The organism is Streptomyces arenae, assembly GCF_022343545.1.
GTDB classification, from domain to species: domain Bacteria; phylum Actinomycetota; class Actinomycetes; order Streptomycetales; family Streptomycetaceae; genus Streptomyces; species Streptomyces humi.
Genome location: NZ_JAKQYH010000064.1, coordinates 490,550 through 512,883 on the forward strand (window position 1 = coordinate 490,550; position 22,334 = coordinate 512,883).

The 22,334-nt window shown below is 71.8% G+C and carries 14 protein-coding genes, 1 rRNA gene and 1 pseudogene; 7 read left to right on the forward strand and 9 right to left on the reverse strand.

All coding sequences use genetic code 11. The features are described from left to right. Positions 1–21 precede the first annotated feature (21 nt). Positions 22–3,696, forward strand: a pseudogene (locus tag MB828_RS30155) (hydantoinase B/oxoprolinase family protein). Beyond that, positions 3,677–4,282, forward strand: a complete 606-nt coding sequence (locus tag MB828_RS30160) for a GTP-binding protein (RefSeq protein WP_046731991.1) — start codon at positions 3,677–3,679, stop codon at positions 4,280–4,282. The pseudogene MB828_RS30155 and the gene MB828_RS30160 overlap by 20 nt, the downstream one beginning before the upstream one ends. 60 nt (positions 4,283–4,342) lie before the next feature. Here MB828_RS30160 and glpK read toward each other — a convergent pair whose 3' ends face one another. The 5 genes from glpK to MB828_RS30185 all read right to left on the reverse strand — a co-directional run bounded on the left by glpK (position 4,343) and on the right by MB828_RS30185 (position 10,316). Next, positions 4,343–5,863 carry a glycerol kinase GlpK gene (glpK, locus tag MB828_RS30165; RefSeq protein ID WP_301650923.1) on the reverse strand — a complete coding sequence of 507 codons (1,521 nt, stop codon included), beginning with the start codon at positions 5,861–5,863 and terminating at the stop codon, positions 4,343–4,345. A gap of 21 nt (positions 5,864–5,884) precedes the next feature. Then, positions 5,885–6,622, reverse strand: a complete 738-nt coding sequence (locus MB828_RS30170; protein WP_133026099.1) for an MIP/aquaporin family protein — start codon at positions 6,620–6,622, stop codon at positions 5,885–5,887. Positions 6,623–6,928: 306 nt separating this feature from the next. After that, positions 6,929–8,569 carry a GGDEF domain-containing protein gene (locus tag MB828_RS30175; protein WP_301650924.1) on the reverse strand — a complete coding sequence of 547 codons (1,641 nt, stop codon included), beginning with the start codon at positions 8,567–8,569 and terminating at the stop codon, positions 6,929–6,931. Between the two features lie 113 nt (positions 8,570–8,682). Next, positions 8,683–9,873, reverse strand: coding sequence for a lipid-transfer protein (locus tag MB828_RS30180; RefSeq protein WP_301650925.1), 1,191 nt, complete (start codon positions 9,871–9,873; stop codon positions 8,683–8,685). Beyond that, on the reverse strand, positions 9,870–10,316 hold the full coding sequence (locus MB828_RS30185) for a Zn-ribbon domain-containing OB-fold protein (protein WP_301650926.1): 447 nt from the start codon (positions 10,314–10,316) through the stop codon (positions 9,870–9,872). The genes MB828_RS30180 and MB828_RS30185 overlap by 4 nt, the downstream gene beginning before the upstream one ends. A 188-nt stretch (positions 10,317–10,504) precedes the next feature. Here MB828_RS30185 and MB828_RS30190 point away from each other — a divergent pair, with 188 nt between their 5' ends. After that, positions 10,505–11,038, forward strand: coding sequence for an NUDIX domain-containing protein (locus MB828_RS30190; RefSeq protein ID WP_301650927.1), 534 nt, complete (start codon positions 10,505–10,507; stop codon positions 11,036–11,038). 10 nt (positions 11,039–11,048) lie between these two features. On the opposite strand, the gene MB828_RS30195 is transcribed toward MB828_RS30190, so the two are convergent. Next, positions 11,049–13,409, reverse strand: a complete 2,361-nt coding sequence (locus MB828_RS30195) for a glycoside hydrolase family 31 protein (RefSeq protein ID WP_301650928.1) — start codon at positions 13,407–13,409, stop codon at positions 11,049–11,051. Between the two features lie 211 nt (positions 13,410–13,620). Between MB828_RS30195 and MB828_RS30200 the strand changes: the two genes are divergently transcribed. Next, positions 13,621–15,588, forward strand: coding sequence for an acetoacetate--CoA ligase (locus tag MB828_RS30200; RefSeq protein ID WP_301650929.1), 1,968 nt, complete (start codon positions 13,621–13,623; stop codon positions 15,586–15,588). An 18-nt stretch (positions 15,589–15,606) separates the two neighbouring features. On the opposite strand, the gene MB828_RS30205 is transcribed toward MB828_RS30200, so the two are convergent. Next, positions 15,607–16,926 carry an aminotransferase class I/II-fold pyridoxal phosphate-dependent enzyme gene (locus MB828_RS30205; protein WP_301650930.1) on the reverse strand — a complete coding sequence of 440 codons (1,320 nt, stop codon included), beginning with the start codon at positions 16,924–16,926 and terminating at the stop codon, positions 15,607–15,609. 45 nt (positions 16,927–16,971) lie between these two features. Between MB828_RS30205 and MB828_RS30210 the strand changes: the two genes are divergently transcribed. Beyond that, on the forward strand, positions 16,972–18,246 hold the full coding sequence (locus MB828_RS30210; protein ID WP_301650931.1) for an MFS transporter: 1,275 nt from the start codon (positions 16,972–16,974) through the stop codon (positions 18,244–18,246). A 36-nt stretch (positions 18,247–18,282) separates the two neighbouring features. After that, the gene (locus MB828_RS30215; protein WP_301650932.1) at positions 18,283–19,176 is read left to right on the forward strand and encodes a hypothetical protein; all 894 of its coding nucleotides are present in this window, start codon (positions 18,283–18,285) and stop codon (positions 19,174–19,176) included. Between the two features lie 69 nt (positions 19,177–19,245). On the opposite strand, the gene ptsP is transcribed toward MB828_RS30215, so the two are convergent. Beyond that, complete coding sequence (gene ptsP, locus MB828_RS30220; RefSeq protein WP_301650933.1) at positions 19,246–20,916, reverse strand: phosphoenolpyruvate--protein phosphotransferase; 1,671 nt, start codon at positions 20,914–20,916, stop codon at positions 19,246–19,248. Between the two features lie 110 nt (positions 20,917–21,026). After that, positions 21,027–21,476 carry a PTS sugar transporter subunit IIA gene (locus MB828_RS30225; protein ID WP_046732004.1) on the reverse strand — a complete coding sequence of 150 codons (450 nt, stop codon included), beginning with the start codon at positions 21,474–21,476 and terminating at the stop codon, positions 21,027–21,029. A gap of 554 nt (positions 21,477–22,030) precedes the next feature. Between MB828_RS30225 and MB828_RS30230 the strand changes: the two genes are divergently transcribed. Beyond that, a 16S ribosomal RNA gene (locus MB828_RS30230) occupies positions 22,031–22,334 on the forward strand; the annotation flags it as partial.

The window sequence follows — 22,334 nt, forward strand, 5'->3', positions numbered from 1 at the left end:
GCACGGAAGCGGAGTAGTGACGTGACAGGCTGGCAGTTCTGGGTCGACCGCGGCGGTACGTTCACCGACGTCGTGGCGCGGCGCCCGGACGGCCGGCTGCTCACCCACAAACTGCTCTCCGACAACCCCGCGCGGTACGCCGACGCCGCCGTGGCGGGCGTCCGTGAACTCCTCGCCGGCTCCGGCGACCCCGTGGACGCCGTCCGCATGGGCACCACCGTGGCCACGAACGCGCTGCTGGAGCGCAAGGGCGAGCGCACCCTCCTGGTCATCACCCGCGGCTTCGGCGACGCCCTGCGCATCGCCTACCAGAACCGCCCTCGCATCTTCGCCCGCCGCATCGACCTGCCCGAGCTGCTGTACGAGCGGGTGATCGAGGCCGACGAGCGGATCGCCGCCGACGGAACCGTCCTGCGCCCGCCCGACCTGGACGCCCTGGCGGGCCCGCTGCGGGAGGCGTACGACGACGGGATCCGCGCCGTGGCCGTCGTCTGCCTGCACAGCCACCTGCACCCCGCCCACGAGCGGGCGATCGGCGACCTGGCCGCCCGTACCGGCTTCCCGCAGATCTCGCTGTCCAGCGAGGTCAGCCCGCTGATGAAGCTCGTCCCGCGCGGGGACACCGCGGTCGTCGACGCCTACCTCTCGCCCGTACTGCGCCGCTACGTCCGCCGGGTCGCGGACGAACTCGAAGGTGTGCGGCTGATGTTCATGCAGTCCAACGGCGGCCTCGTCGAGGCCGGACAGTTCCGCGGCAAGGACGCCGTGCTGTCCGGACCGGCCGGCGGGATCGTCGGCATGGCCCGGATGTCCCGGCTCGCCGGCTTCGACCGGGTGATCGGCTTCGACATGGGCGGCACCTCCACCGACGTGTCCCACTTCGCCGGTGAGTACGACCGGGTCTTCACCACCCAGATCGCGGGCGTCCGGCTGCGCGCCCCCATGCTGGACATCCACACCGTGGCCGCGGGCGGCGGCTCGGTGCTGCACTTCGACGGCTCCCGCTACCGCGTCGGCCCGGACTCGGCCGGCGCCGACCCCGGCCCGGCCTGCTACCGGGGCGGCGGCCCGCTCGCCGTCACCGACGCCAACGTCATGCTCGGCCGTATCCAGCCCGCCCACTTCCCGCAGGTGTTCGGACCGGACGGGGACCAGCCCCTGGACGCAGGCCTCGTCCGCGCCCGCTTCACCGACCTCGCACGAGAGATCCGCGAACGGACCGGCGACGACCGCACCCCGGAACAGGTCGCCGAGGGCTACCTGAGCATCGCCGTCGCCAACATCGCGGGCGCCGTGAAGCGGATCTCCGTCCAGCAGGGCCACGACGTCACCCGCTACGCCCTCACCACCTTCGGCGGCGCCGGCGGACAGCACGCGTGCCTGGTCGCGGACTCGCTCGGCATCCGCACCGTGCTGGTGCCGCCGATGGCGGGCGTCCTGTCCGCGCTGGGGATCGGGCTCGCCGACACCACCGCCATGCGCGAACAGTCCGTCGAGGTCCCTCTGGAGCCCGCAGCCATGCCCGGCGTCCGCAAGACCGCCGACGACCTGGAGGCCGCAGCCCGCGCCGAACTGCGCGCCGAGGACGTACCCGAGGACCGTGTCGAGGTCACCCGCCGCGCCCAGCTCCGCTACGACGGCACCGACACCGCCCTGACCGTCGAACTCGGCGAGCCCGACGCGATGAGACACGCCTTCGAAGAACGTCATCGCGCCACGTACTCCTTCACGCTCGACCGCCCGGTCGTCGTCGAAGCCCTCTCCGTGGAAGCCACCGGCATCACCCCACCCCCCGATCTGTCCGCCCTCGCCCCGTACGAAGGCCGTCCCGCCGCCCCGCTGAACGTCCACCTGCACACCGGCGGTGCCTGGCGCGACGTCCCCCTCCACCGCCGTGAGGAGCTGCCTCCCGGCGTGTCCGTCACCGGCCCGGCGATCATCACCGAGGCCAGTGCCACGACCGTCGTCGACGACGGCTGGCGGGCCGCGGCGACCGACGACGGGCATCTGCTGTTGGAACGCACGACGGTCACGCAGAGTTCCGATCTCGACACGGAAGTCGATCCGGTCCTGCTGGAGGTCTTCAACAACCTGTTCATGTCGATCGCCGAACAGATGGGTGCCCGCCTGGAGTCCACGGCCCAGTCCGTCAACATCAAGGAACGCCTCGACTTCTCCTGCGCCCTGTTCGACCCCGACGGAAACCTGGTGGCCAACGCCCCGCACATCCCCGTCCACCTGGGGTCGATGGGCACCAGCGTCAAGGAGGTCATCCGCCGTCGCGGCGCCTCGATGCGTCCGGGCGACACCTACGCCGTCAACGACCCGTACCACGGCGGCACGCACCTCCCCGACGTCACCGTGATCACGCCCGTCTTCGGCACGGAGGGTGACCGGATCCTCTTCTACGTCGCCTCCCGCGGCCACCACGCCGAGATCGGCGGCATCGCCCCCGGTTCGATGCCCGCGAACAGCCGGACCATCGACGAGGAGGGCGTCCTCTTCGACAACTGGCTGCTCGCCGAGGACGGCCGGTTCCGGGAGGCCGAGACCCACCGGCTGCTCGCCGACGCCCGCCACCCCTCCCGCAACATCCGCACCAACCTCGCCGACCTGCGCGCCCAGATCGCCGCCAACCGCAAGGGCGTCGACGAGGTCGGCCGGATGATCGAGGAGTTCGGCCTCGACGTCGTCCAGGCCTACATGCGGCACGTCCAGGACAACGCCGAGGCCGCCGTCCGCCGGGTCCTCGACACCCTGGACGACGGCGAGTACGCCTACGAGACCGACTCCGGCGCCGTGATCCGGGTGCGCGTGCGCGTGCGCGTGGACCGCGACAGGCGGCGCGCGACCATCGACTTCACCGGCACCTCCGCGCAGCTCGCCACGAACTTCAACGCCCCGCTCTCCGTCGTCAACGCTGCCGTCCTGTACGTCTTCCGCACCCTGGTCGCCGACGACATCCCGCTCAACGACGGCTGTCTGCGGCCGCTGGACGTCGTCGTACCGCCCGGCTCGATGCTCGCGCCCGAGCCGCCGGCCGCCGTCGTCGCGGGCAACGTCGAGACCTCCCAGGCCCTCACCGGCGCCCTCTACGCGGCGCTCGGCGTCCAGGCCGAGGGCTCCGGCACCATGAACAACGTCACCTTCGGCAACGAGCGCCACCAGTACTACGAGACCGTCGCCTCCGGATCCGGAGCCGGTGACGGATTCCCCGGTGCGAGCGTCGTACAGACCCACATGACCAACTCCAGGCTCACCGACCCGGAAGTCCTGGAGTGGCGACTGCCCGTCCGCCTCGACGAGTTCGCCGTGCGGCGGGGCAGCGGCGGCGCGGGCCGCTGGCACGGCGGGGACGGCGCGGTCCGCCGTATCCGCTTCCTCGAACCCATGACCGTCTCCACCCTCTCCCAGCACCGCCGCGTCCCGCCGTACGGTATGGCGGGCGGCGCACCCGGCGCGCTCGGCGCCAACCGGGTGGAGCGGGCGGACGGCACGGTCACCGAACTCGGCGGCAGCGACGCGGCGGACGTCGGCCCCGACGACGTACTCGTCATCGAGACCCCGGGCGGCGGCGGATACGGACCTCCGCCACCCGGCTCCGTCAAGAACGAATAGCAGCAAGCAAACGACCCGCAGCAAGCAAACGACCCTCATCAAGCAGGAGAAGAGATCGATGATCTTCGGGCGATCTGAGCGCGGCAAGCCCCCGGTCGAGCCCGTCACGCTCAAGATCCTCGTGGCCGGCGGCTTCGGCGTGGGCAAGACGACGCTGGTCGGCGCGGTCAGCGAGATCAGGCCGTTGCGCACCGAGGAGTTGCTCACCGAGGCCGGGCGACCGGTCGACGACACCTCCGGCGTCGAGGGCAAGCACACCACCACCGTCGCCATGGACTTCGGCCGCATCACCCTGCGCGAGGACCTGGTGCTCTACCTGTTCGGCACCCCCGGACAGGAACGGTTCTGGTTCATGTGGGACGAACTGTCCGAGGGCGCGCTGGGAGCCGTGGTGCTCGCCGACACGCGCCGTCTGGAGGACTGTTTCGCCGCCGTCGACTACTTCGAGCGGCGTTCCATACCGTTCCTCGTCGGCGTCAACTGCTTCGAGGGGTCCGACCGTTATCCGGTGGACGACGTGCGCCGCGCCCTCGACCTCGACCCGGACGTACCGGTCGTCCTCTGTGACGCCCGGGACCGCGGGTCGGTCAAGGAGGTGCTCATCGGCGTCGTACAGCACGCGATGGCCTACGCGGCGGCGCACCGGCAGGCCGTCACCACCTGAGCGGCGGCGGCACGGCCCGCACCCCCGCCGACCGGGGTACGGGCCGTGGTCCCAAGGGGGTCAGGCGTCGTCCTCCGCGAGCCAGCCGAAGCTCTTCTCAACCGCCTTGCGCCAGTTGGCGTACTCACGGTCGCGCACCGACGCCTCCATGGCGGGCGTCCACTCGACGTCCCTCTGCCAGTGCGACTTGAGTTCGTCCAGGTCGTTCCAGACGCCGGTGGCCAGGCCGGCCGCGTAGGCGGCGCCCAGGCAGGTCGTCTCGGAGACCCGGGGCCGGATCACCGGAACCCCGAGCACGTCGGCCTGGTGCTGCATCAGCAGGTTGTTCCCGGTCATGCCGCCGTCCACCTTCAGGGTCGTGATCTGCACCCCCGAGTCCTGGTACATGGCGTCCACGACCTCCCGGGTCTGCCAGCTGGTCGCCTCCAGGACCGCGCGGGCCAGATGTGCCTTGGTGACGTACCTGGTCAGCCCGGTGACGACGCCACGCGCGTCCGAACGCCAGTAGGGGGCGAACAGACCGGAGAAGGCCGGCACGATGTAGGCGCCGCCGTTGTCGTCGACGCTCGCGGCCAGGGTCTCGATCTCGTCGGCGGTGCGGATGATGCCGAGCTGGTCACGGAACCACTGGACCAGGGCGCCCGTGATGGCGATCGAACCCTCCAGGCAGTACACCGGCGCCTCGTCACCGATCTTGTAGCCCATCGTCGTCAGCAGCCCGTTCTTGGACGGCACCGGCCGGTCGCCGGTGTTGAGCAGCAGGAAACTGCCGGTCCCGTAGGTGTTCTTCGCCGTGCCGACGTCGTAGCAGGCCTGCCCGAAGACGGCCGCCTGCTGGTCGCCGAGCGCGGACGCCACCGGCACGCCGGCGAGCTGGCCGACCGCGGTGCCGTACACCTCGGCGGAGGACCTGATCTCGGGCAGGACCGCCGCGGGGATGTTCATGGCAGCGAGGATGGCGGGGTCCCACCGCAGGGTCTCCAGGTCCATCAGCATGGTGCGCCCGGCGTTGGTGACGTCGGTGACGTGCCGGCCGCCGTCGACGCCGCCCGTGAGGTTCCAGATCAGCCAGGAGTCGATGGTTCCGAAGGCGATCTCGCCGCGCTCGGCCCGGTCCCGGAGCCCGGGCACGTTGTCCAGCAGCCAGGCCGCCTTGGGCCCGGAGAAGTAGCTGGCGAGCGGCAGTCCGGTCTGCTCGCGGAACCTGTCCTGGCCGTCGCTGCCGCCGAGTTCGTTGCAGAGCGCGGCGGTGCGGGTGTCCTGCCAGACGATCGCGTTGTGCACGGGTTTGCCGGTGGCCCGGTCCCACAGGACCGTCGTCTCGCGCTGGTTGGTGATGCCGAGCGCGCTCAGCTGGTCGGCGCGCAGCCCCGCGTTGGCGAGCGCCCCCGCCACCACGGCCTGCACCTTGGACCAGATCTCGGTGGCGTCGTGCTCCACCCAGCCGGGCTTGGGGAAGATCTGGCGGTGCTCACGCTGGTCGACGGCGACGATCGCGCCGCCGTGGTCGAAGATGATGCAGCGGCTCGACGTGGTGCCCTGGTCGATGGCGGCGACGTACTTCTCGGCGGTGTCCGGCATGGCTACCCCTTGGTCGCTGGATCAGAAGGCTGCGTTGTAGATGAGGCCCGCGAGCGCCCCGCCGACCAGCGGGCCGACGACCGGGATCCAGGCGTAGCCCCAGTCGGAGGTGCCCTTGTGGGGGATCGGCAGGAAGGTGTGCACGATCCGGGGGCCCAGGTCGCGTGTCGGGTTGATGGCGTAGCCGGTGGGCCCGCCGAGCGACAGCCCGATGCCGACGACGAGCAGCGAGACGATCAGTACGGTGACGCCGGACTCGCCAAGCCCTTTGGTCAGTCCGAACGCGAGGATCGGCAGGACCAGCGCCACCGTCGCGATGATCTCGGTCACGAGGTTGGCGACCGGGTTCCGGATCTCCGGGATGGTGGAGAAGATGCCCAGCGTCGGCGTCGGTTCCTCGCCCGACTCCGGGTCGGGCACGTTGGCCTGGAACTGGGCCAGGTAGACCAGGTACGTCAGGACGGCGCCGAGTATCGCGCCGACGAACTGGCCGAGCAGGTAGATCCAGACCTTGCCCCACTTGCCGGTGTCGACGGCGATGCCGATGGTCACGGCGGGGTTGAGCTGCCCTCCGGACAGCGGGGCGGCGGTGTAGGCACCCGCCAGCACACCGAAGCCCCAGCCGAACGCGATCACCACCCAGCCCGAGGCCCGGGCCTTGGAGTGTCTGAGCGTGACCGCGGCGCAGACACCGGCACCGAACAGGATCAGGATGGCCGTACCGATGACCTCGCCGACGAATATGTCTCCGTTGCTCATGGCGGCTCCTAGGGCGCTGGCCGGGGATCGACCCCGGTGCTTAGAGCAGGAACGGTTCCCTTGGCGACGTCAGCCGAAGGCAGGGAAGGTCCTGCGCCCCGCCCGGCGTCCGTGACGAGCGTGCCGTAGCAGCCGAATCGCCCATGGGAGAACGGGCCTTCAGACAGGAGCAGCCCATGGCGCAGTGCCTGATTACGCCGAGAATGTACGGCGATGTCGACCGACACGGGAAGTTTTCACCGGCGCCCAGGGAGCGTCAAGGTCGTCGACCGCAACGATGACAGGCAACCCGTCGGAGAACCGTTCTCACGGTTCCACCACCGCGTAACCGGCCTGGGCCCAGGACGCGCCCGAGCCGTGCCGGATCTCGTACCCGGGCAGCCCTGCCCGCCCCAGCACCCAACTCGCCCCGGGCAGCGCCTTGGCGGCCTTCTTCAGCGGCGCCAGGTACGCGGCCGCCTGCCGGTGGTCGGCCACACTGCCCGGACCGCAGACGACGGTGGCCAGGGAGAGCGAGACCGGACGGCCGCCCGCCGACCAGGGCAGATCGAGGACGGCGGCGACCGGACCCAGTCCCGTCTCGTCGGCCAGCACCAGGAAGTCGTCGCCGCCGATGTGCCCCACGCGCGCGTGCCCGGTGGCGGCCTGCTGGAGCGCCCGTCCCACCGAGCGGATCAGTTCGTCGCCCGCGGCGAAGCCGGCCCCGTCGTTCACCTGCTTGAAGTGGTCGATGTCCAGCCAGCTGAGCGCGAAGCCCCGGCCGCCCGCGACCCGCCGGTCCGCCTCCTGGGTGATCGCGTCCGAACCGGGCAGCCGCGTCAGCGGGTTCAGTCCGGCCGCCTCCTCGACCCGGGTCTCCGCGAGCGCCCGCAGCAGGTCGGCGAGGCGTACGACGCCCACACAGCGCCCCAGCCGGTCGACGACGGCCACATCGTCCGAGGCGCGGTCCCGGCCGCCGACGGCCACCACGTCCAGCACCTCCCAGGCGGTCGCGTCGACACCGACCGTGCGGGGTGCGTCGCCCAGCTTGACGGCCGGACGGTCCGCGTACAGGGCGTGCCCGTAGCGGCCGGACATGGACAGCAGGAACCGGGACCTGTGCACCGACCGGACCGGGGCTCCCGCCTGGTCCACCAGGAGGACGCCGGAGACGTCGGGGGAGCCGGTCAGCAGCGTCCGCACCTGCAGTGCCGACGCGGTGACCGGCAGCAGCGCGGCGGGTCTGACGAACTCCCGTACGAAGGGTCCGGAGCGCGCCGTCGGCGCGGCGGCGGGGGAGCGCGGCGGAACGTATACGTCCGCCACCGGGATCCGGGCTGGCGGTGCGAACAGTTCGCCCTGGGCCAGCTGGGCCCCGGCCGAGAGGGCCGCCGCGTACTGGCGTTCCGTCTCGACGCCCTCGACGGCCAGCAGGGCGCCCAGTTCCTCGCACAGGGTGCGCATGGCCCGGACCGCGGCAGGCCGGCCGAGCAGCGAGGCGTCCAGCTTGACCAGGTCGGGGGAGAGGTCGGTGAGCAGCCGCAGGGGCACGTCCCCGTCGCCGATGCCGTCCGCACTGATCCTGAAACCCTGACCGCGCAGCGCCGTGACGGCCTCCAGCAGGGCCCGCTGCGGCACGTGCGCGTACGGCGGGACGATGTCCAGGGTGACCTCCCAGGGCATCCGTCCGGCTTCGCGGATCGCCCCGGGCAGCGGGCCGATGCCTCCGAGGTCGGCGAGCGTGGCCGCGAACACGTTGATGTGCAGCGGCAGGAGGGTCTCCTTGCGGGCCGCCGCGCGGAAGGCCAGCACGGCCAGCCTGCCGTCGAGTTCGGGGTTCCGGTGCGCTTCGGCGAGGATGTCACCGGTCTCGGGGCGGGCCAGGATCTCCAGTGCGGCTGTCGCGCCGGTCGTCAGGTTGACCACGGGCTGGAAGGCGAAACGGAGAGCATCCGTCCAGGAGGGCACGGCAGCATGGTGGCCCACCGGGCCTCCGCCCAAGGGCAGTTCATGAGACGTTCACGCACCCTTTTGGGGTGGTCACGCCCAGTGTGCGAGCTGTGGGGTCCGCTCCGGGCCGGCTAGCGCACCGCTATCACGGACGAACCGTGCCCGAACAGCCCCTGGTTGGCCGTGATCCCCACGCGCGCGTGCGCCACCTGCCGCTCACCCGCCGCATCTCGCAACTGCCAGGTGAGCTCGCAGACCTGGGCGATCGCCTGGGCCGGTACCGCCTCCCCGAACGAGGCCAGACCGCCGCTGGTGTTGACGGGTATGCGTCCGCCCAGGGCCGTCGACCCCTCACGCAGCAGTTTCGCCGCCTCGCCCTCGGCGCACAGCCCCAGATCCTCGTACCACTGCAACTCCAGTGCGGTGGACAGGTCGTACACCTCCGCCAGGGACAGTTCCTCGGGGCCGATGCCCGCCTCCTCGTAGGCGGCCCGTGCGATCGACGCCCGGAAGGTCCGCGCCGGCGGGCCGGTCACGGCCGCCGAGTCCGTGGCGATGTCCGGCAGGTCCAGCACCGTGCTCGGATAGCGCGGTGTGACCGTGGACACCGCGCGGATCCGCACCGGCCGCGCCACCCCGCGCCGGCGGGCGAACTCCAGGCTGGACAGCACCAGTGCGGCCCCGCCGTCCGAGGTCGCGCAGATGTCCAGCAGCCGCAGCGGATCGGCGACCACCTGGGAGGCGGCGACCTCCTCGGCGGTGACCCGCTTGCGGTAGCGGGCGTACGGATTCGCCGCCCCGGCCGCCGAGTTCTTCACCTTGACCAGCGCGAAGTCCTCGGGGGTGTCCCCGAACACGGCCATCCGCCGACGGGCGTACAGCCCGAAGTAGGCCGGGTTGGTCGCCCCGAGCAGCCGGAACCGCAGCCAGTCGGGATCGTCGGGGCGGTCTCCGCCCGCGGGCCGGAAGAAGCCCTTGGGCGCCGCGTCCGCACCCACCACGAGCACCACATCCGCGAGCCCCGCCAGGATCTGAGCCCGTGCCGCGGCGACGGCCTGGGCCCCGGAGGCGCACGCCGCGTAGACGCTGGTGACCCGGGCCCCCTGCCAGCCCAGCGCCTTGGCGAAGGTCGCGCCCGCGACGTAGCCGGGATACCCGCCACGCACCGTGTCCGCGCCCACGATCGAGCCGATGTCCCGCCACCGGAGCCCCGCGTCCTCCAGGGCCGCGCGGGCGGCGGCCGTCCCGTACTCGGCGAAGCCGCGACCCCACTTTCCCCAGGGGTGCATGCCCACGCCGAGCACCGCCACGTCGGTCGTCATGCCGCCACCCCCATCGGCCGCCAGTGCCAGGTCGTCCAGGTCGTCTCCGCGTCCTCGTACAGCACGCCGGGGACGACCTCCACCTCCGTGCCCACCGCCAGGTCGGCGACGGTGATCCCGGGAACCGCCTGCCCCAGCACCACGATCCGCTCGGACTCCAGCTCCACAGCGATCAACGTGTACGGCTCCCACGGAAGTTCCGGGTCGCTCACATAGGGTGACGGCGGCCGGTATCTGCTGTCGGTGAAAGACCAGATCCGTCCTCGCCGGGACAGCGGGACCTCCACCAGGTCGCCGCCCTCGCACCCGGGGTTGCGGCAGTGGACGTCCTCACGCGGGAAGAAGACCGCGGCGCAGGCCGCGCAGCGGGTGCCCAGCAGCCTGAAGCCGTCTCCCTCGCCGGTGAACCAGCCGTCGACCGCGGGCGTGCCAGTACGCGACATGGTCCCTCCAGGGCACTGGATCTGACGGAACGTCAGAAGTGTGCCACGGGTCGCCCGAATTGGGCAGGCCGCGCCGTCGAACGGTGCCCCCCGGCGGGTGTCCCGGTCACTCAGTGTCGCTTCACTTCCGGAAGGAGGCGTTCCCCCGACCGTAGGACGACGTTCTCGTGATCGGATAAAGTCCGCGCGTGTCCGAAAATCAACACCCCCTTGCCAACTCCGCTCCGGGCTCGCACTGTTCGAGCTGCGGAGCGGCCTACGGAGACGGCATCTCCGGCTGGCCCCGCACCTGCCCGGCCTGCGGCCACACCGCCTACCGCAACCCGCTGCCGGTGGCGATCGCCCTCCAGCCCGTGTACGACACGAAGGGCACCGCCCTGGTCGTCATCACCCGCACCGTCGCCCCCGCACGCGGCGGCGTCGCGCTGCCCGGAGGCTTCGTCGACGACCGCGAGGACTGGCGGCAGGCCGTCGTCCGCGAACTCAAGGAGGAGACCGGCATCGACGCGGCGGCCCGCGACGTACGCCTCGTCGACGCCATGAGCTCCCCGGACGGGCACCTGCTGCTGTTCGGCCTCCTCCCGGAGCGCCCGGCCGAAGGCCTCCCGGCGTCGGGCGCGACCGACGAGACGGAGGGCTGGCACCTGCTGCGCCGTGCCGAGGAACTCGCCTTCCCCCTGCACAGCGTGGCCGTCCGCGCGTGGTTCGAGGGCCGCTACTGAGCCCTCCGGCTCAGCTCAGCCCCCTGACCCGGACGGGGCGGGACGGCTCGCTCACGCCGTTCTCCCCCTCGCGCCGGACCACCACCCGCCTGCCCTCCCAACGGGCGACATAACGCTCGAGTTCCGGCTCGTCCCAGCCGTCGCCCGCGTCCGGTACGACCAGCCCGCCGCCCGTCCGGCCCCGGACGGGCGCCCACACCTCCAGATGCGTCCCGCCGTCCTCGCCCCGTACGGGAAGGACGGCACCCGCGCGCGCGAGCACCGGGATCCGGGACAGCGGGGCGTCCACGAGGACCTGCCCGGGACCCTCGTAGGCCCGCTCCGACCGCGTGTCGTACCAGCGCCCCCGGGGCAACTGCACCGCACGCCGGTCGGCGCCCGGATCCAGCACCGGCGCCACCAGCAGAGCGTCGCCCAGCAGGAAGGCGTCCTCGCAGTCACGCAGCGCCCGGTTCTCCGGCGCGCTCCACCACAAGGGCCGCACGTAGGGTGCGCCGGTGCGTCTCGCCAGCTGCGCCAGCGTCATGAAGTACGGCAGCAGGCGCCGCCGTTCGAGCAGCGCCCCGCGCGCGTGCTCCAGCACCTCGGTCCCGAACTCCCACGGCTCCCGGCGCCCCGCGCGCATGCTCGCGTGCGTACGGAACAGCGGCAGGTAGGCGCCCAGCTGGAACCAGCGCAGAAACAGCTCGGGCGACGGGCTCCCGTCGAACCCGCCCACGTCCGGCCCGGAGTACGGCACCCCGCACAGCCCCAGCCCCAGCACCAGCGACAACGACGCGCGCAGCCCCGGCCAGCCGGTGGCGACGTCACCCGACCAGGCGCCGCCGTAGCGCTGCATACCGGCCCAGCCCGAGCGCGAGAACAGGAACGGGCGCTCCTTGGGCGCGAGTTCCCGCAGCCCCTCGTAGGCCGCCCGGGCCATGCACAGCGCGTACACGTTGTGCGCCTCACGGTGGTCGCCGCCGCGCCCCTCCAGAGCGTGCCGTGCCGAGCGCGGCAGCGTCGACTCGCCGAAGGCGTTGAAGGACGTCGGCTCGTTCATGTCGTGCCAGAACCCGGCGAAGCCCATGGCGAGCCGCTCCTCGTACAGACCGCCCCACCACTTGCGTACGCGCGCGTGCGTGAAGTCGGGGAAGACCGACTCCCCGGGCCACACCACGCCCTCGACCGGCCGCCCCGCCGAGTCCCGCACGAAGGCGTCCACGGCCGTCCCGCCGGCGTGGACCGGGTTGCCCGGCTCCGCCTTCACCGCCGGGTCCACGATCGACACCAGCCGGATCCCGTCCCGCCGTAGCTCCTCCGCCAGGGTCGGCAGCTTCGGGAAGCGTTCCTGGTCGACGGTGAACACCTGGTGGTCGTCGTAGTGGTCGATGTCCAGGTGGACGGCGTCCAGCGGCAGATCACGCTCCTGGTAGCCGGCGACGATCCGCCGTACCTCCTGCTCGCTGCCGAAGCCCCAGCGGGCGTGGTGGTGACCCAGGGCCCACGCGGGCGGCAGCGCCGGCGGACCCGTCAGCGAGGCCCAGGTGTGCAGCACGCGCGCGGGGGTGCCCACCATCACCCAGCAGCGCAGCGGCCCACCGTCCATGCGCAGCTCGCTCCGCCCGGTCCGGTCATGACCGGAACCGGCACCCTCCTCACCCGCCCGGAGGGTCACCGTCCCGTCCCAGGAGGTGTCGTGGAACACCAGGTGCGCGGCCGCGTCGGCCAGCACGAACTGCACCGGCATGGTGATGTACAGCGGATCGTCCCCGGGGCCGAAGGCGTGCCCCGGATCGGTGTTCCACAGCCGGTACGTCCCGTCCCGCAGCCGAGGTCCCGAGGGCCGCCCGCCGAGCCCGAAGAACCGCGCGTCCGCCGCCACCTCCGAGCGCTGCACCCAGCGTGCCGCACCCCCGCCCACCGGCTCCCACCACCGCGGCGGCAGATCCCGCCGCAGCATCACGCCGCCGGGCGTGCACACCTCGATCGCGCCGTGCCGCGAGACGCTGACCTTCACCCGCTCCGCCACGACCCGCCAGCCGCCGTCCGTGTCCGGTTCGAGGACCGCCCGCGGGTCGGGCTCGGGACCGCGGCCCGCGAGCGCGTAGGACGGCTCGGGACCGGCCCCGTCCCAGCCCCAGAAGACCGCTCCGTTCACGGCGACCGTGATCCGCAGCTCGGAGCGGCTGAAGCGGATCACTCCGCCCCCCGGGCCGGGCTCCGCCCCCAGCACGGGCCCGGGCACCCGGGCGCGCTCCGCCCCCCGCGCGGGCAGCCCGGCGGCGTCGATCCGCCGCCTGCGCCACGCGGCCCGTACGGTACGCAACCCCAGAGCCGCCTTCCTCGAACCGACCACTCTCACCGAACGCACCAGGTCACGACCGTCCATGCTGCTCACCCTGCCACTCCACGCTCCACACATGCGCGCCGTTCAACTGCCGTTCACCCGTGCCGGGACCACATCTTCACGACGCGGACCATGTGGAGCGCCCTGGTGCAGAAGTCGATCACATGGCATCGTCCCTGTCAGCCGCGTCACGCGCACACCCCAGCCCGTGCGCGTCCCACGCCCACCAGCGCAGAAGCCCGGGAGCCGCCCCATGTCGACCGCGAACCCCCAGCCGCTCTGGCAGCCCGATCCGGAGCGGATCGCCCAGGCACGCATCACCAGGTTCCAGTCCTGGGCGGCGGACCACCACGGAGCACCCGCCGACGGCGGGTACCCGGCCCTGCACCGCTGGTCCGTCGACCACCTGGACACCTTCTGGAAGGCCCTCACGGACTTCTTCGACGTGCGGTTCTCGACGCCCTACGCGCGCGTGCTCGGCGACCGCTCCATGCCGGGCGCCGAGTGGTTCCCCGGCGCCACCCTGAACTACGCCGAGCACGCCCTGCGGGCCGCCGCCACCCGCGCGGACGAGCCCGCGCTCCTGTATGTCGACGAGACCCACGAACCCCAACCGGTCACCTGGGCCGAACTGCGCCGCCAGGTGGGTTCGCTGGCCGCCGGGCTGCGCGCCCTGGGAGTCCGCCCCGGCGACCGCGTCAGCGGCTACCTCCCGAACATCCCGCAGGCCGTGGTCGCCCTCCTCGCCACCGCCGCCGTCGGTGCCGTCTGGACCTCCTGCGCCCCCGACTTCGGCGCCCGCAGCGTCCTGGACCGCTTCCAGCAGGTCGAGCCCGTCGTCCTGTTCACCGTCGACGGCTACCGCTACGGCGGCAAGGAGCACGACCGCCGCGTGACCGTGGCCGAACTCCGCGCCGAACTGCCGACCCTGCGCGCGGTCGTGCACATCCCGCTGCTCGGCACTCCGGCGCCGGAGGGCGCCCTGGACTGGTCGGACCTGACCGCCGCCGACAGCGACCCCGAGTTCGAACAGGTCCCGTTCGACCACCCCCTGTGGGTGCTCTACTCGTCCGGGACCACGGGTCTGCCCAAGGCCATCGTCCAGTCGCAGGGCGGCATCCTCGTCGAACACCTCAAACAGCTCGGCCTGCACTGCGACCTCGGCCCGGAAAGCCGTTTCTTCTGGTACACCTCGACCGGCTGGATGATGTGGAACTTCCTCGTCTCCGGCCTCCTCACCGGCACCACGATCGTCCTGTACGACGGCAGCCCCGGCTACCCCGACGTCAGCGCCCAGTGGCGGGTCGCCGAACGCACCGGAGCCACCCTCTACGGCACGTCCGCCGCCTATGTGATGGCCTGCCGCAAGGCCGGCGTCCACCCGTCCCGCGACTTCGACCTCTCCCGCGTGCAGTGCGTCGCCACCACCGGTTCGCCGCTGCCCCCCGACGGCTTCCGCTGGCTGCACGACGAGGTCCGCGCCGACCTCTGGATCGCGTCCGTCAGCGGCGGCACCGACGTGTGCTCCTGCTTCGCGGGGGCGGTACCCACCCTCCCGGTCCACACCGGCGAACTCCAGGCCCCCAGCCTGGGCACCGACCTCCAGGCCTGGGACCCGCACGGCAACCCGGTCGTCGACGAGGTCGGCGAACTGGTCGTCACCAACCCGATGCCCTCCATGCCGATCCGGTTCTGGAACGACCCCGACGGCAGCCGCTACCACGACAGCTACTTCGACACCTATCCCGGCGTCTGGCGCCACGGCGACTGGATCACCGTCACCGCGCGCGGCTCGGTCGTCATCCACGGCCGCTCCGACTCCACGCTCAACCGGCAGGGCGTCCGGATGGGCTCGGCCGACATCTACGAGGTCGTCGAGCGGCTGCCCGAGATCAGGGAGTCCCTGGTCATCGGCATCGAGCAGCCCGACGGCGGCTACTGGATGCCCCTCTTCGTCCACCTGGCGCCCGGCGCGGTCCTCGACGAGGCCCTGCTGGACCGCATCAAGCAGGCCATCCGTGAACAGCTCTCTCCCCGGCACGTCCCCGACGAGGTCATCGAGGTGCCGGGCGTCCCGCACACCCTCACCGGCAAGCGCATCGAGGTCCCGGTGAAGCGGCTCCTCCAGGGCGCCCCCCTGGAGAAGGCCGTCAACCCGGGCTCCATCGACAACCTCGATCTGCTGGCTTTCTACGAGGACCTCGCCCGCAAGCGCGCCTGACCCTCGCGCGGCGCGCGGTCAGCCGCCGTAGGTGGCCTCGGACTCGCCCAGCACCGCGGCGAAGTCCGAGGCCAGCAGCACCGCGTCGGCAGGCTCCAGACCGGCGGTCGAGATCCGTACCGCCGGGCCGGACGACAGCCGGAAACGCGCCCCGGCCGCCACCCACCAGCCGTACGACCGCAGGCCGTTCACCACGGCCGACTCGTCGCGCACGGGCACCCACAGGTTCATCCCGCTCGCCCCGTGCGAGGCGATCCCACGCCCCGCGAGCTCCGCGGCGATCGTCTCCCGGCGCACTGAGTACGCCGCACGCGCACGCGCCACCAACGCGCGCGTGTCCGTGTCCGTCATCAGCCCGAGAACCGTCTCCTGCAACAGGTGGCTGACCCAGCCCGACGTCAGCAGCAGCAGACCGTCGTGGCGCGCGAGCGTCGTCGCGTCGCAGGCGGCCGCCGCCCACCGCAGGTCGGTGCCGAGGAACTTGCTCACCGTCCGCACATGCACCCAGCGCGCGAGGCCCGCGCCTGCCACCGAGTGCAGCGGGGCGTCGGTCACCGAGGACGCGTGATCGTTCTCGACGACCAGGACGTCGGACTCCTTGCGCAGCACCTCGGCCAAGGCGTCCCGGCGCGCGGCCGAGAAACAGCCGCCGTACGGATTCTGCGCCCGCGGGCTGTACACCACGGCGCGCACACCCGCGCGCAGCGCCCTGCTCAGACCGTCCGGACGCATCCCCTCGTCGTCCACGGCCACCGGCACGATCCGCAGCCCCAACGCCGGGACGAGGTCGAGCAGATGGTGGTACCCGGGGTCCTCCATGGCCACGGCGTCGCCGGGCCGCAGCTCCACGGAGAGAATGCGGCCGATCAGGTCCAGCGCCCCGTGCGCGAACGTCACGTGGTCCACCGGGACGCCGTCCGGCCGCAGCCAGTCGCGTACGGCCTCCTCCAGCCTCGCGAGCCGGGGTGCCGAACGGTGCGACCGGGCGCCGGGGGACAGTCGCGAGGGCGGCACCAGGCCGGGCAGCAGGGCGGCATCGGGATGGCCGCCGGCCAGATCGCGGAGCCCCGCGGGGACCCTGGGCGGCCGCCTGGACGCCACCGCCGGAGCGGGCGCGACGACCGTGCCGCCACGCCCGCGCGTGACCACGATCCCGCGCCCGCGCAGCTCCTTGTACGCCGTCGCGACCGTGCCCGGACTCACCCCCAGCTCCGCCGCGAGCCGCCGGACCGGCGGGAGCGCCGCCTCCGGGGCCAACGCGCCCTCTGCCACGCCCTGTTCCACGGACGCGGCAATCCCCTTGGCTGTCGTACCGGTGATCCCATATTGTGTTACCACGTTGGCAAGTATGTATCAGTACATAATTTCCGGCAAGGGGGAGCAGTGCAGAGAACGCCCGGCGCGACCGAACGGCCCGAACGCATACCCGGAGGCCGCGACGGGCGCAGAATGCTCGTCATCGCCCTGGTCGACCGCGTCGGCAGCGGGCTGTGGGCGTCGGTCTCGGTCCTGTACTTCACCTACGTCTCCGGACTCTCCCTCGCCGAAGTCGGCACCCTCGCCGCCCTCTCGGGTGCCATCGGCATCGCGGGAGCACCACTCGGCGGCCGCCTCGCCGACCGCCTGCCCCTCACCCGCGTCCTGATCGCCCTCCAACTCCTGCGTGCCCTCGCCTCCTTCGCTCTCCTCACCACCGACGACTACGCCCTGCTGCTCGCCGTCTCGGCCGTCGGCGCCCTCGGCGACCGCGCCGCCAACGTCCTCACCAAGCTCTACGCCACCCGCATCGCCGGACCCGACCGAGTCCGCTACCAGGCACTCAGCCGCACCCTCGCCAACGCCGGCTGGGCCCTGGGCGGGCTCGCGGCCGCGGCGGCCCTCGCCGTGGGCACCACCACGGCCTACCGCTGGCTCCTCGCGGGCGACGCCCTGTCCTTCGTCGCGGCGGCCCTGCTCACCCTGCGCTGCGGTGAGCCCCCCTCACCCTCCCGGATCGTGACCGGCTCCAGGACCGGCGCGAAGCCCCAGAAGCCCGCCAACCCCTGGCGCGACCGGACCTACCTCGCCTACGTCGCCACCGACACCGTCCTCTTCCTCGACGACGCCGTCTTCAAGATCGGCCTGCCCCTCGCCATCGCCCACAGCACCGACGTCCCGCACGGCCTCGCACCCCTGCTGCTCGTCCTCAACAACGTGCTGGTCGTGGCACTCCAGGTACCGCTCGCCCGCTTCGGCACCAGCAGCGAGGCCGCCCGCCGGCTCCTCGTCCCGCTCTCCGCCGCGTTCGCCCTCGGCGGCACCACGATGGCCCTCTCCGCAGCCGGCGGAACCCTCACCGCGGTCCTCCTGCTCACCGCCGCGGCCACCGCCTTCACCGTCGCCGAGATGCTGCACGCCACCATCTCCTGGGAACTCTCCGTCGCCCTGGCACCCGACAGCGCCCAGGGCACCTACCTCGGCGTCCACGGCCTCGCGCAGTCCGCCCAGCGCAGCATCGGTCCACTCGCCGTCACCGCCGCCATCGCCACCGGCCCGCTCGGCTGGACAGCATTCGGCGTCGCCATCGCCCTGACCTGCGGAATTCAGCACCGGATCGTCCGCGACCGACTGCCGCGACCCTCACTGTCAGTGGCGCCGGTTACGGTGAGTGAGCATTGATCGACCGATTGATCGACCGCACACAGGGGGAAAACCATGGCGCGCACCGACCACCGAGCACTGCGACGCGTCCTGCGCCGCGAGATCGCCGGGACCATCGGCCTGCTGACCGACGAACACGACTTCCGCGCCATGCGGCGCTACCGCACCTTCACCTTCGACGACCACCTCACCTACCTCCACCAGATCGAAGCCCTCCTCAGGACCCGCGCCTCGGAGGGCACCCACACCACCCTCGCCCTGTTCGACCCCGAGGAATACGCCGAGTTCTGCACCCACACCGGACTCGACCCGGACGCCTCCGCGAGCCGTACCCGCTTCACCGCCGAACTCGCCGCCACCGGCCCCACCATCCCCTACGACGGCCGGCCCCTCACCGACCTCGTCCCCGACCTCGTCGACGAGGCGGTACGCCAGGCCACCTGGGAGTACGCGAGCACCCTCCTCGCCCGCCTCGGCCCCTGCCCCACCTGCGGCGAAGACATCGGACGAGCCGCCTTCACCCGCGCCTCCCACCTCCTCACCCGCATCCTCGACACCGCCCCACCAGGCGACCGGCACCTCGTGTGCAGCATCTCCGGATCACCCGAAACCCTCGTCACCGTCCTCCACGCCGACCAGGACACCGAAGGCACCACCCAGCTCGACGAGGCCGAGACCCTCGAATTCACCAGCGTCCTGGCCCTCGGCCTCGCCACCCGCAGCCCCGGCGGGCTCGTCATGCGAACCAGCACCCCGGGCACCCCCGACCGCGTCTACGGCTGGCGCCTGCGCGGCGACACCCTCGCTCCGCTCACCGCCGGAGAGGTCTTCGACGCCTACTGCACCGACATCGAATCCGGCGACCTCATCTCCCCGGAATCCGACGTCGACTACTGCGCACCACCCGACCTCGGCACCCAGGAGAAGCCAGCGGGCCACCACCACTGAACGCGCCAGGGGCGCCCCACCCGCAGGTGGAGCGCCCCTGGAAGGACAGCCGAGCCCGGCCGCGGCCGGCTACTCGCCGGACAGCACCGCCTGAGCCGCCGCGCGGGCCTCGTCGGCACTGTCGGCCGCGCGCGCGGCCGCCGCGGCCCGCTCGCACTGGGCCAGGGTGTACTTCGCCAGCATCGCCCGGACATAAGGAATCGACGCCGCACCCATGGACAGGGAGGTGACACCCAGACCCGCGAGCACACAGGCCAGCAGCGGATCGGACGCGGCCTCACCACACACACCGCAGCTCTTGCCCTCGGCCTTCGCCGCGTCCGCCGACAGCGCCACCAGGTCGAGCAACGCGGGCTGCCACGGATCCTGCAGCCGGGACACCGCACCCACCTGACGGTCCGCGGCGAAGGTGTACTGCGCCAGGTCGTTGGTCCCCAGCGACAGGAACTCGACCTCCTGAAGGATCGAGCGCGCCCGCAGCGCGGCCGACGGGATCTCCACCATCGCGCCGAACTTGGCCCGCAGCCCGGCCTCCCGGCAGGCGTCCGCGAACGCCTTGGCATCGGCACGGTCGGCCACCATGGGCGCCATGACCTCGAGGTAGACGGGCAGCCCCTCCGCCGCCTTCGCCAGCGCGGTCAGCTGGGTGCGCAGCACGTCGGGGTGGTCGAGGAGAGTCCGCAGCCCACGCACGCCCAACGCCGGGTTCGGCTCGTCGGCCGGGGTCAGGAAGTCCAGCGGCTTGTCGGCACCCGCGTCCAGCACCCGCACGACCACCCGGCCCTCGGGGAACGCCTCGAGCACCTGACGGTAGGCCTCGACCTGCTTCTCCTCGGAAGGAGCGTTCTTGCTGTCGTCCAGGAACAGGAACTCGGTACGGAACAGACCGACGCCCTCGGCACCCGCGGCCACGGCCGCCGGCACATCCGCGGGCCCGCCCACATTGGCCAGCAGCGGCACCTTGTGCCCGTCAGCGGTGACGCCCGGACCGGTCGAGGCGGCCAGCGCGGCCTTGCGCGCGGCGGCCGCGGCCTCCAGCTCCGCCTTCTTCTCCGCACTCGGGTTCACGAAGATGTCGCCGGTGCTGCCGTCCACGGCGATGACCGTGCCCTCGGCGAGCTCACCGGCGCCCGGCAGCGCCACGACGGCCGGCACACCGAGCGCCCGGGCCAGGATCGCGCTGTGACTCGTCGGCCCGCCCTCCTCGGTGACGAAGCCGAGTACCAGAGTCGGGTCCAGCAGTGCGGTGTCCGCCGGCGCCAGGTCCCGGGCCACCAGGACATAGGGCTCGTCGCTGTCCGGGACACCCGGCATCGGAACCCCGAGCAACCGGGCGACGATACGATTCCGCACGTCGTCCAGGTCGGCCACCCGACCGGCGAGGTACTCGCCGGCGCCGGCCAGCAGTTCGCGGTACGCGGCGAACGCGTCGTACACGGCACGCTCGGCGGTGCTGCCGACGGCGATACGCCGGTCCACGTCCGCCATCAGCTCGGGGTCCTGGGCCATCATGGCCTGCGCCTCGAGCACCGCCTGGGCCTCGCCGCCGGCCAGGTTGCCGCGTGCCATCAGGTCGGCGGCCACCGCCTCCACGGCCTGCCGGGCCCTGCCCTGCTCCCGCTCCGCCTCTTCCGCCGGGATCTGCTTGGCAGGCGGCTCCAGCACCGCCGTTCCCATGTGCCGAACCTCGCCGATCGCCACTCCGTGGCTCACGCCGACGCCTCGCAGCGTTGTCTCCATCTCACCCGTCTCCGATAGTGCGGCGGGTCCCGCCGCCGCGATGGTTGTGGTGGTCGCCGCCCGCTCCGTCATATGACGGCACTGCGGCGAGGTCGTCCGTCTCGGACGGGTCAGTTCCAGGTGAAGAGACTGTCGCCGGCCTTCACGTCGCCGTCTTCGCGCAGGTCGCCGAGGGAGTCGGCGGTGGCCTCCAGAGCGACGACGGGGCACACCGGGGACTTGCCGGCGGCCTCGACGGCGGCCGGGTTCCAGCGCACGACGCCCTGGCCGCGGCTCACGGTGTCGCCCTTGTTGACGAGCAGCTCGAAGCCCTCGCCGTTGAGCTGGACGGTGTCGATGCCGAGGTGGGTGAGGACGCCGTGGCCGTTCGCGTCGACCACGACGAACGCGTGCGGGTGCAGAGAGACGATGACCCCGTCCACGGGCGCCACGACCTCTGAAGGCTCGCGCGCGGGGTCGATCGCCGTACCCGGGCCGACCATGGCCCCGGAGAAGACCGGATCGGGCACCGCGGCCAGTCCGATGGCGCGTCCTGCGAGAGGGGACGTCACGGTGGTCATGGGAAGCCTCCCAGGAGTGGAGCTGCTTACGGGCCGTCACTACCTGTCCCGGACGGCACTGAGCAGCAGCGTATGTCATGTGAAGTGGCGGTTCCGCATGGAAGCTACCAGCAAGTGGTCTAGACCACCAGTCCAATGGATTTGCATGGCCTTCGAGGCCCCGTGTACAGTCGTACTCCTGCTTGGGGCCGAGCGGCGCGGAAAAGCGTCCTCGGTCGGCAGAACCCAAACTCATCAGATCCTAACTTCGGATCATCTTCCGCATGCCTGCGGGAGGGTGGTCAGGAGGCCGGAAAAACACTGATAGAGTTTGGGACACCGAAGGGAAGCCCGGAGGAAAGCCCGAGAGGGTGAGTACAAAGGAAGCGACCGTTCCTTGAGAACTCAACAGCGTGCCAAAAGTCAACGCCAGATATGTTGATACCCCGTCTCCGGCCGACATCGGCTGGGACGTGGTTCCTTTGAAGAAATAACACAGCGAGGACGCTGTGAACGGTCGGATCATTCCTCCGGTCGTTCCGCTCTCGTGGTGTCGTCCCGATTACGGGAAAACATTCACGGAGAGTTTGATCCTGGCTCAGGACGAACGCTGGCGGCGTGCTTAACACATGCAAGTCGAACGATGAACCACTTCGGTGGGGATTAGTGGCGAACGGGTGAGTAACACGTGGGCAATCTGCCCTTCACTCTGGGACAAGCCCTGGAAACGGGGTCTAATACCGGATAACACTCTTGCAGGCATCTGTGAGGGTTAAAAGCTCCGGCGGTGAAGGATGAGCCCGCGGCCTATCAGCTTGTTGGTGAGGTAGTGGCTCACCAAGGCGACGACGGGTAGCCGGCCTGAGAGGGCGACCGGCC

Bases quoted from the DNA above. Each gene is read 5' to 3' on its own strand.
- MB828_RS30170 (WP_133026099.1), bottom strand. From the start codon at position 6,622: ATGAGCAACGGAGACATATTCGTCGGCGAGGTCATCGGTACGGCCATC.
- MB828_RS30160 (WP_046731991.1), top strand. From the start codon at position 3,677: ATGATCTTCGGGCGATCTGAGCGCGGCAAGCCCCCGGTCGAGCCCGTC.
- MB828_RS30180 (WP_301650925.1), bottom strand. From the start codon at position 9,873: ATGACGACCGACGTGGCGGTGCTCGGCGTGGGCATGCACCCCTGGGGA.
- ptsP (WP_301650933.1), bottom strand. From the start codon at position 20,916: ATGGAGACAACGCTGCGAGGCGTCGGCGTGAGCCACGGAGTGGCGATC.
- MB828_RS30225 (WP_046732004.1), bottom strand. From the start codon at position 21,476: ATGACCACCGTGACGTCCCCTCTCGCAGGACGCGCCATCGGACTGGCC.
- MB828_RS30215 (WP_301650932.1), top strand. From the start codon at position 18,283: ATGGCGCGCACCGACCACCGAGCACTGCGACGCGTCCTGCGCCGCGAG.
- glpK (WP_301650923.1), bottom strand. From the start codon at position 5,863: ATGCCGGACACCGCCGAGAAGTACGTCGCCGCCATCGACCAGGGCACC.
- MB828_RS30200 (WP_301650929.1), top strand. From the start codon at position 13,621: ATGTCGACCGCGAACCCCCAGCCGCTCTGGCAGCCCGATCCGGAGCGG.
- MB828_RS30185 (WP_301650926.1), bottom strand. From the start codon at position 10,316: ATGTCGCGTACTGGCACGCCCGCGGTCGACGGCTGGTTCACCGGCGAG.
- MB828_RS30195 (WP_301650928.1), bottom strand. From the start codon at position 13,409: ATGGACGGTCGTGACCTGGTGCGTTCGGTGAGAGTGGTCGGTTCGAGG.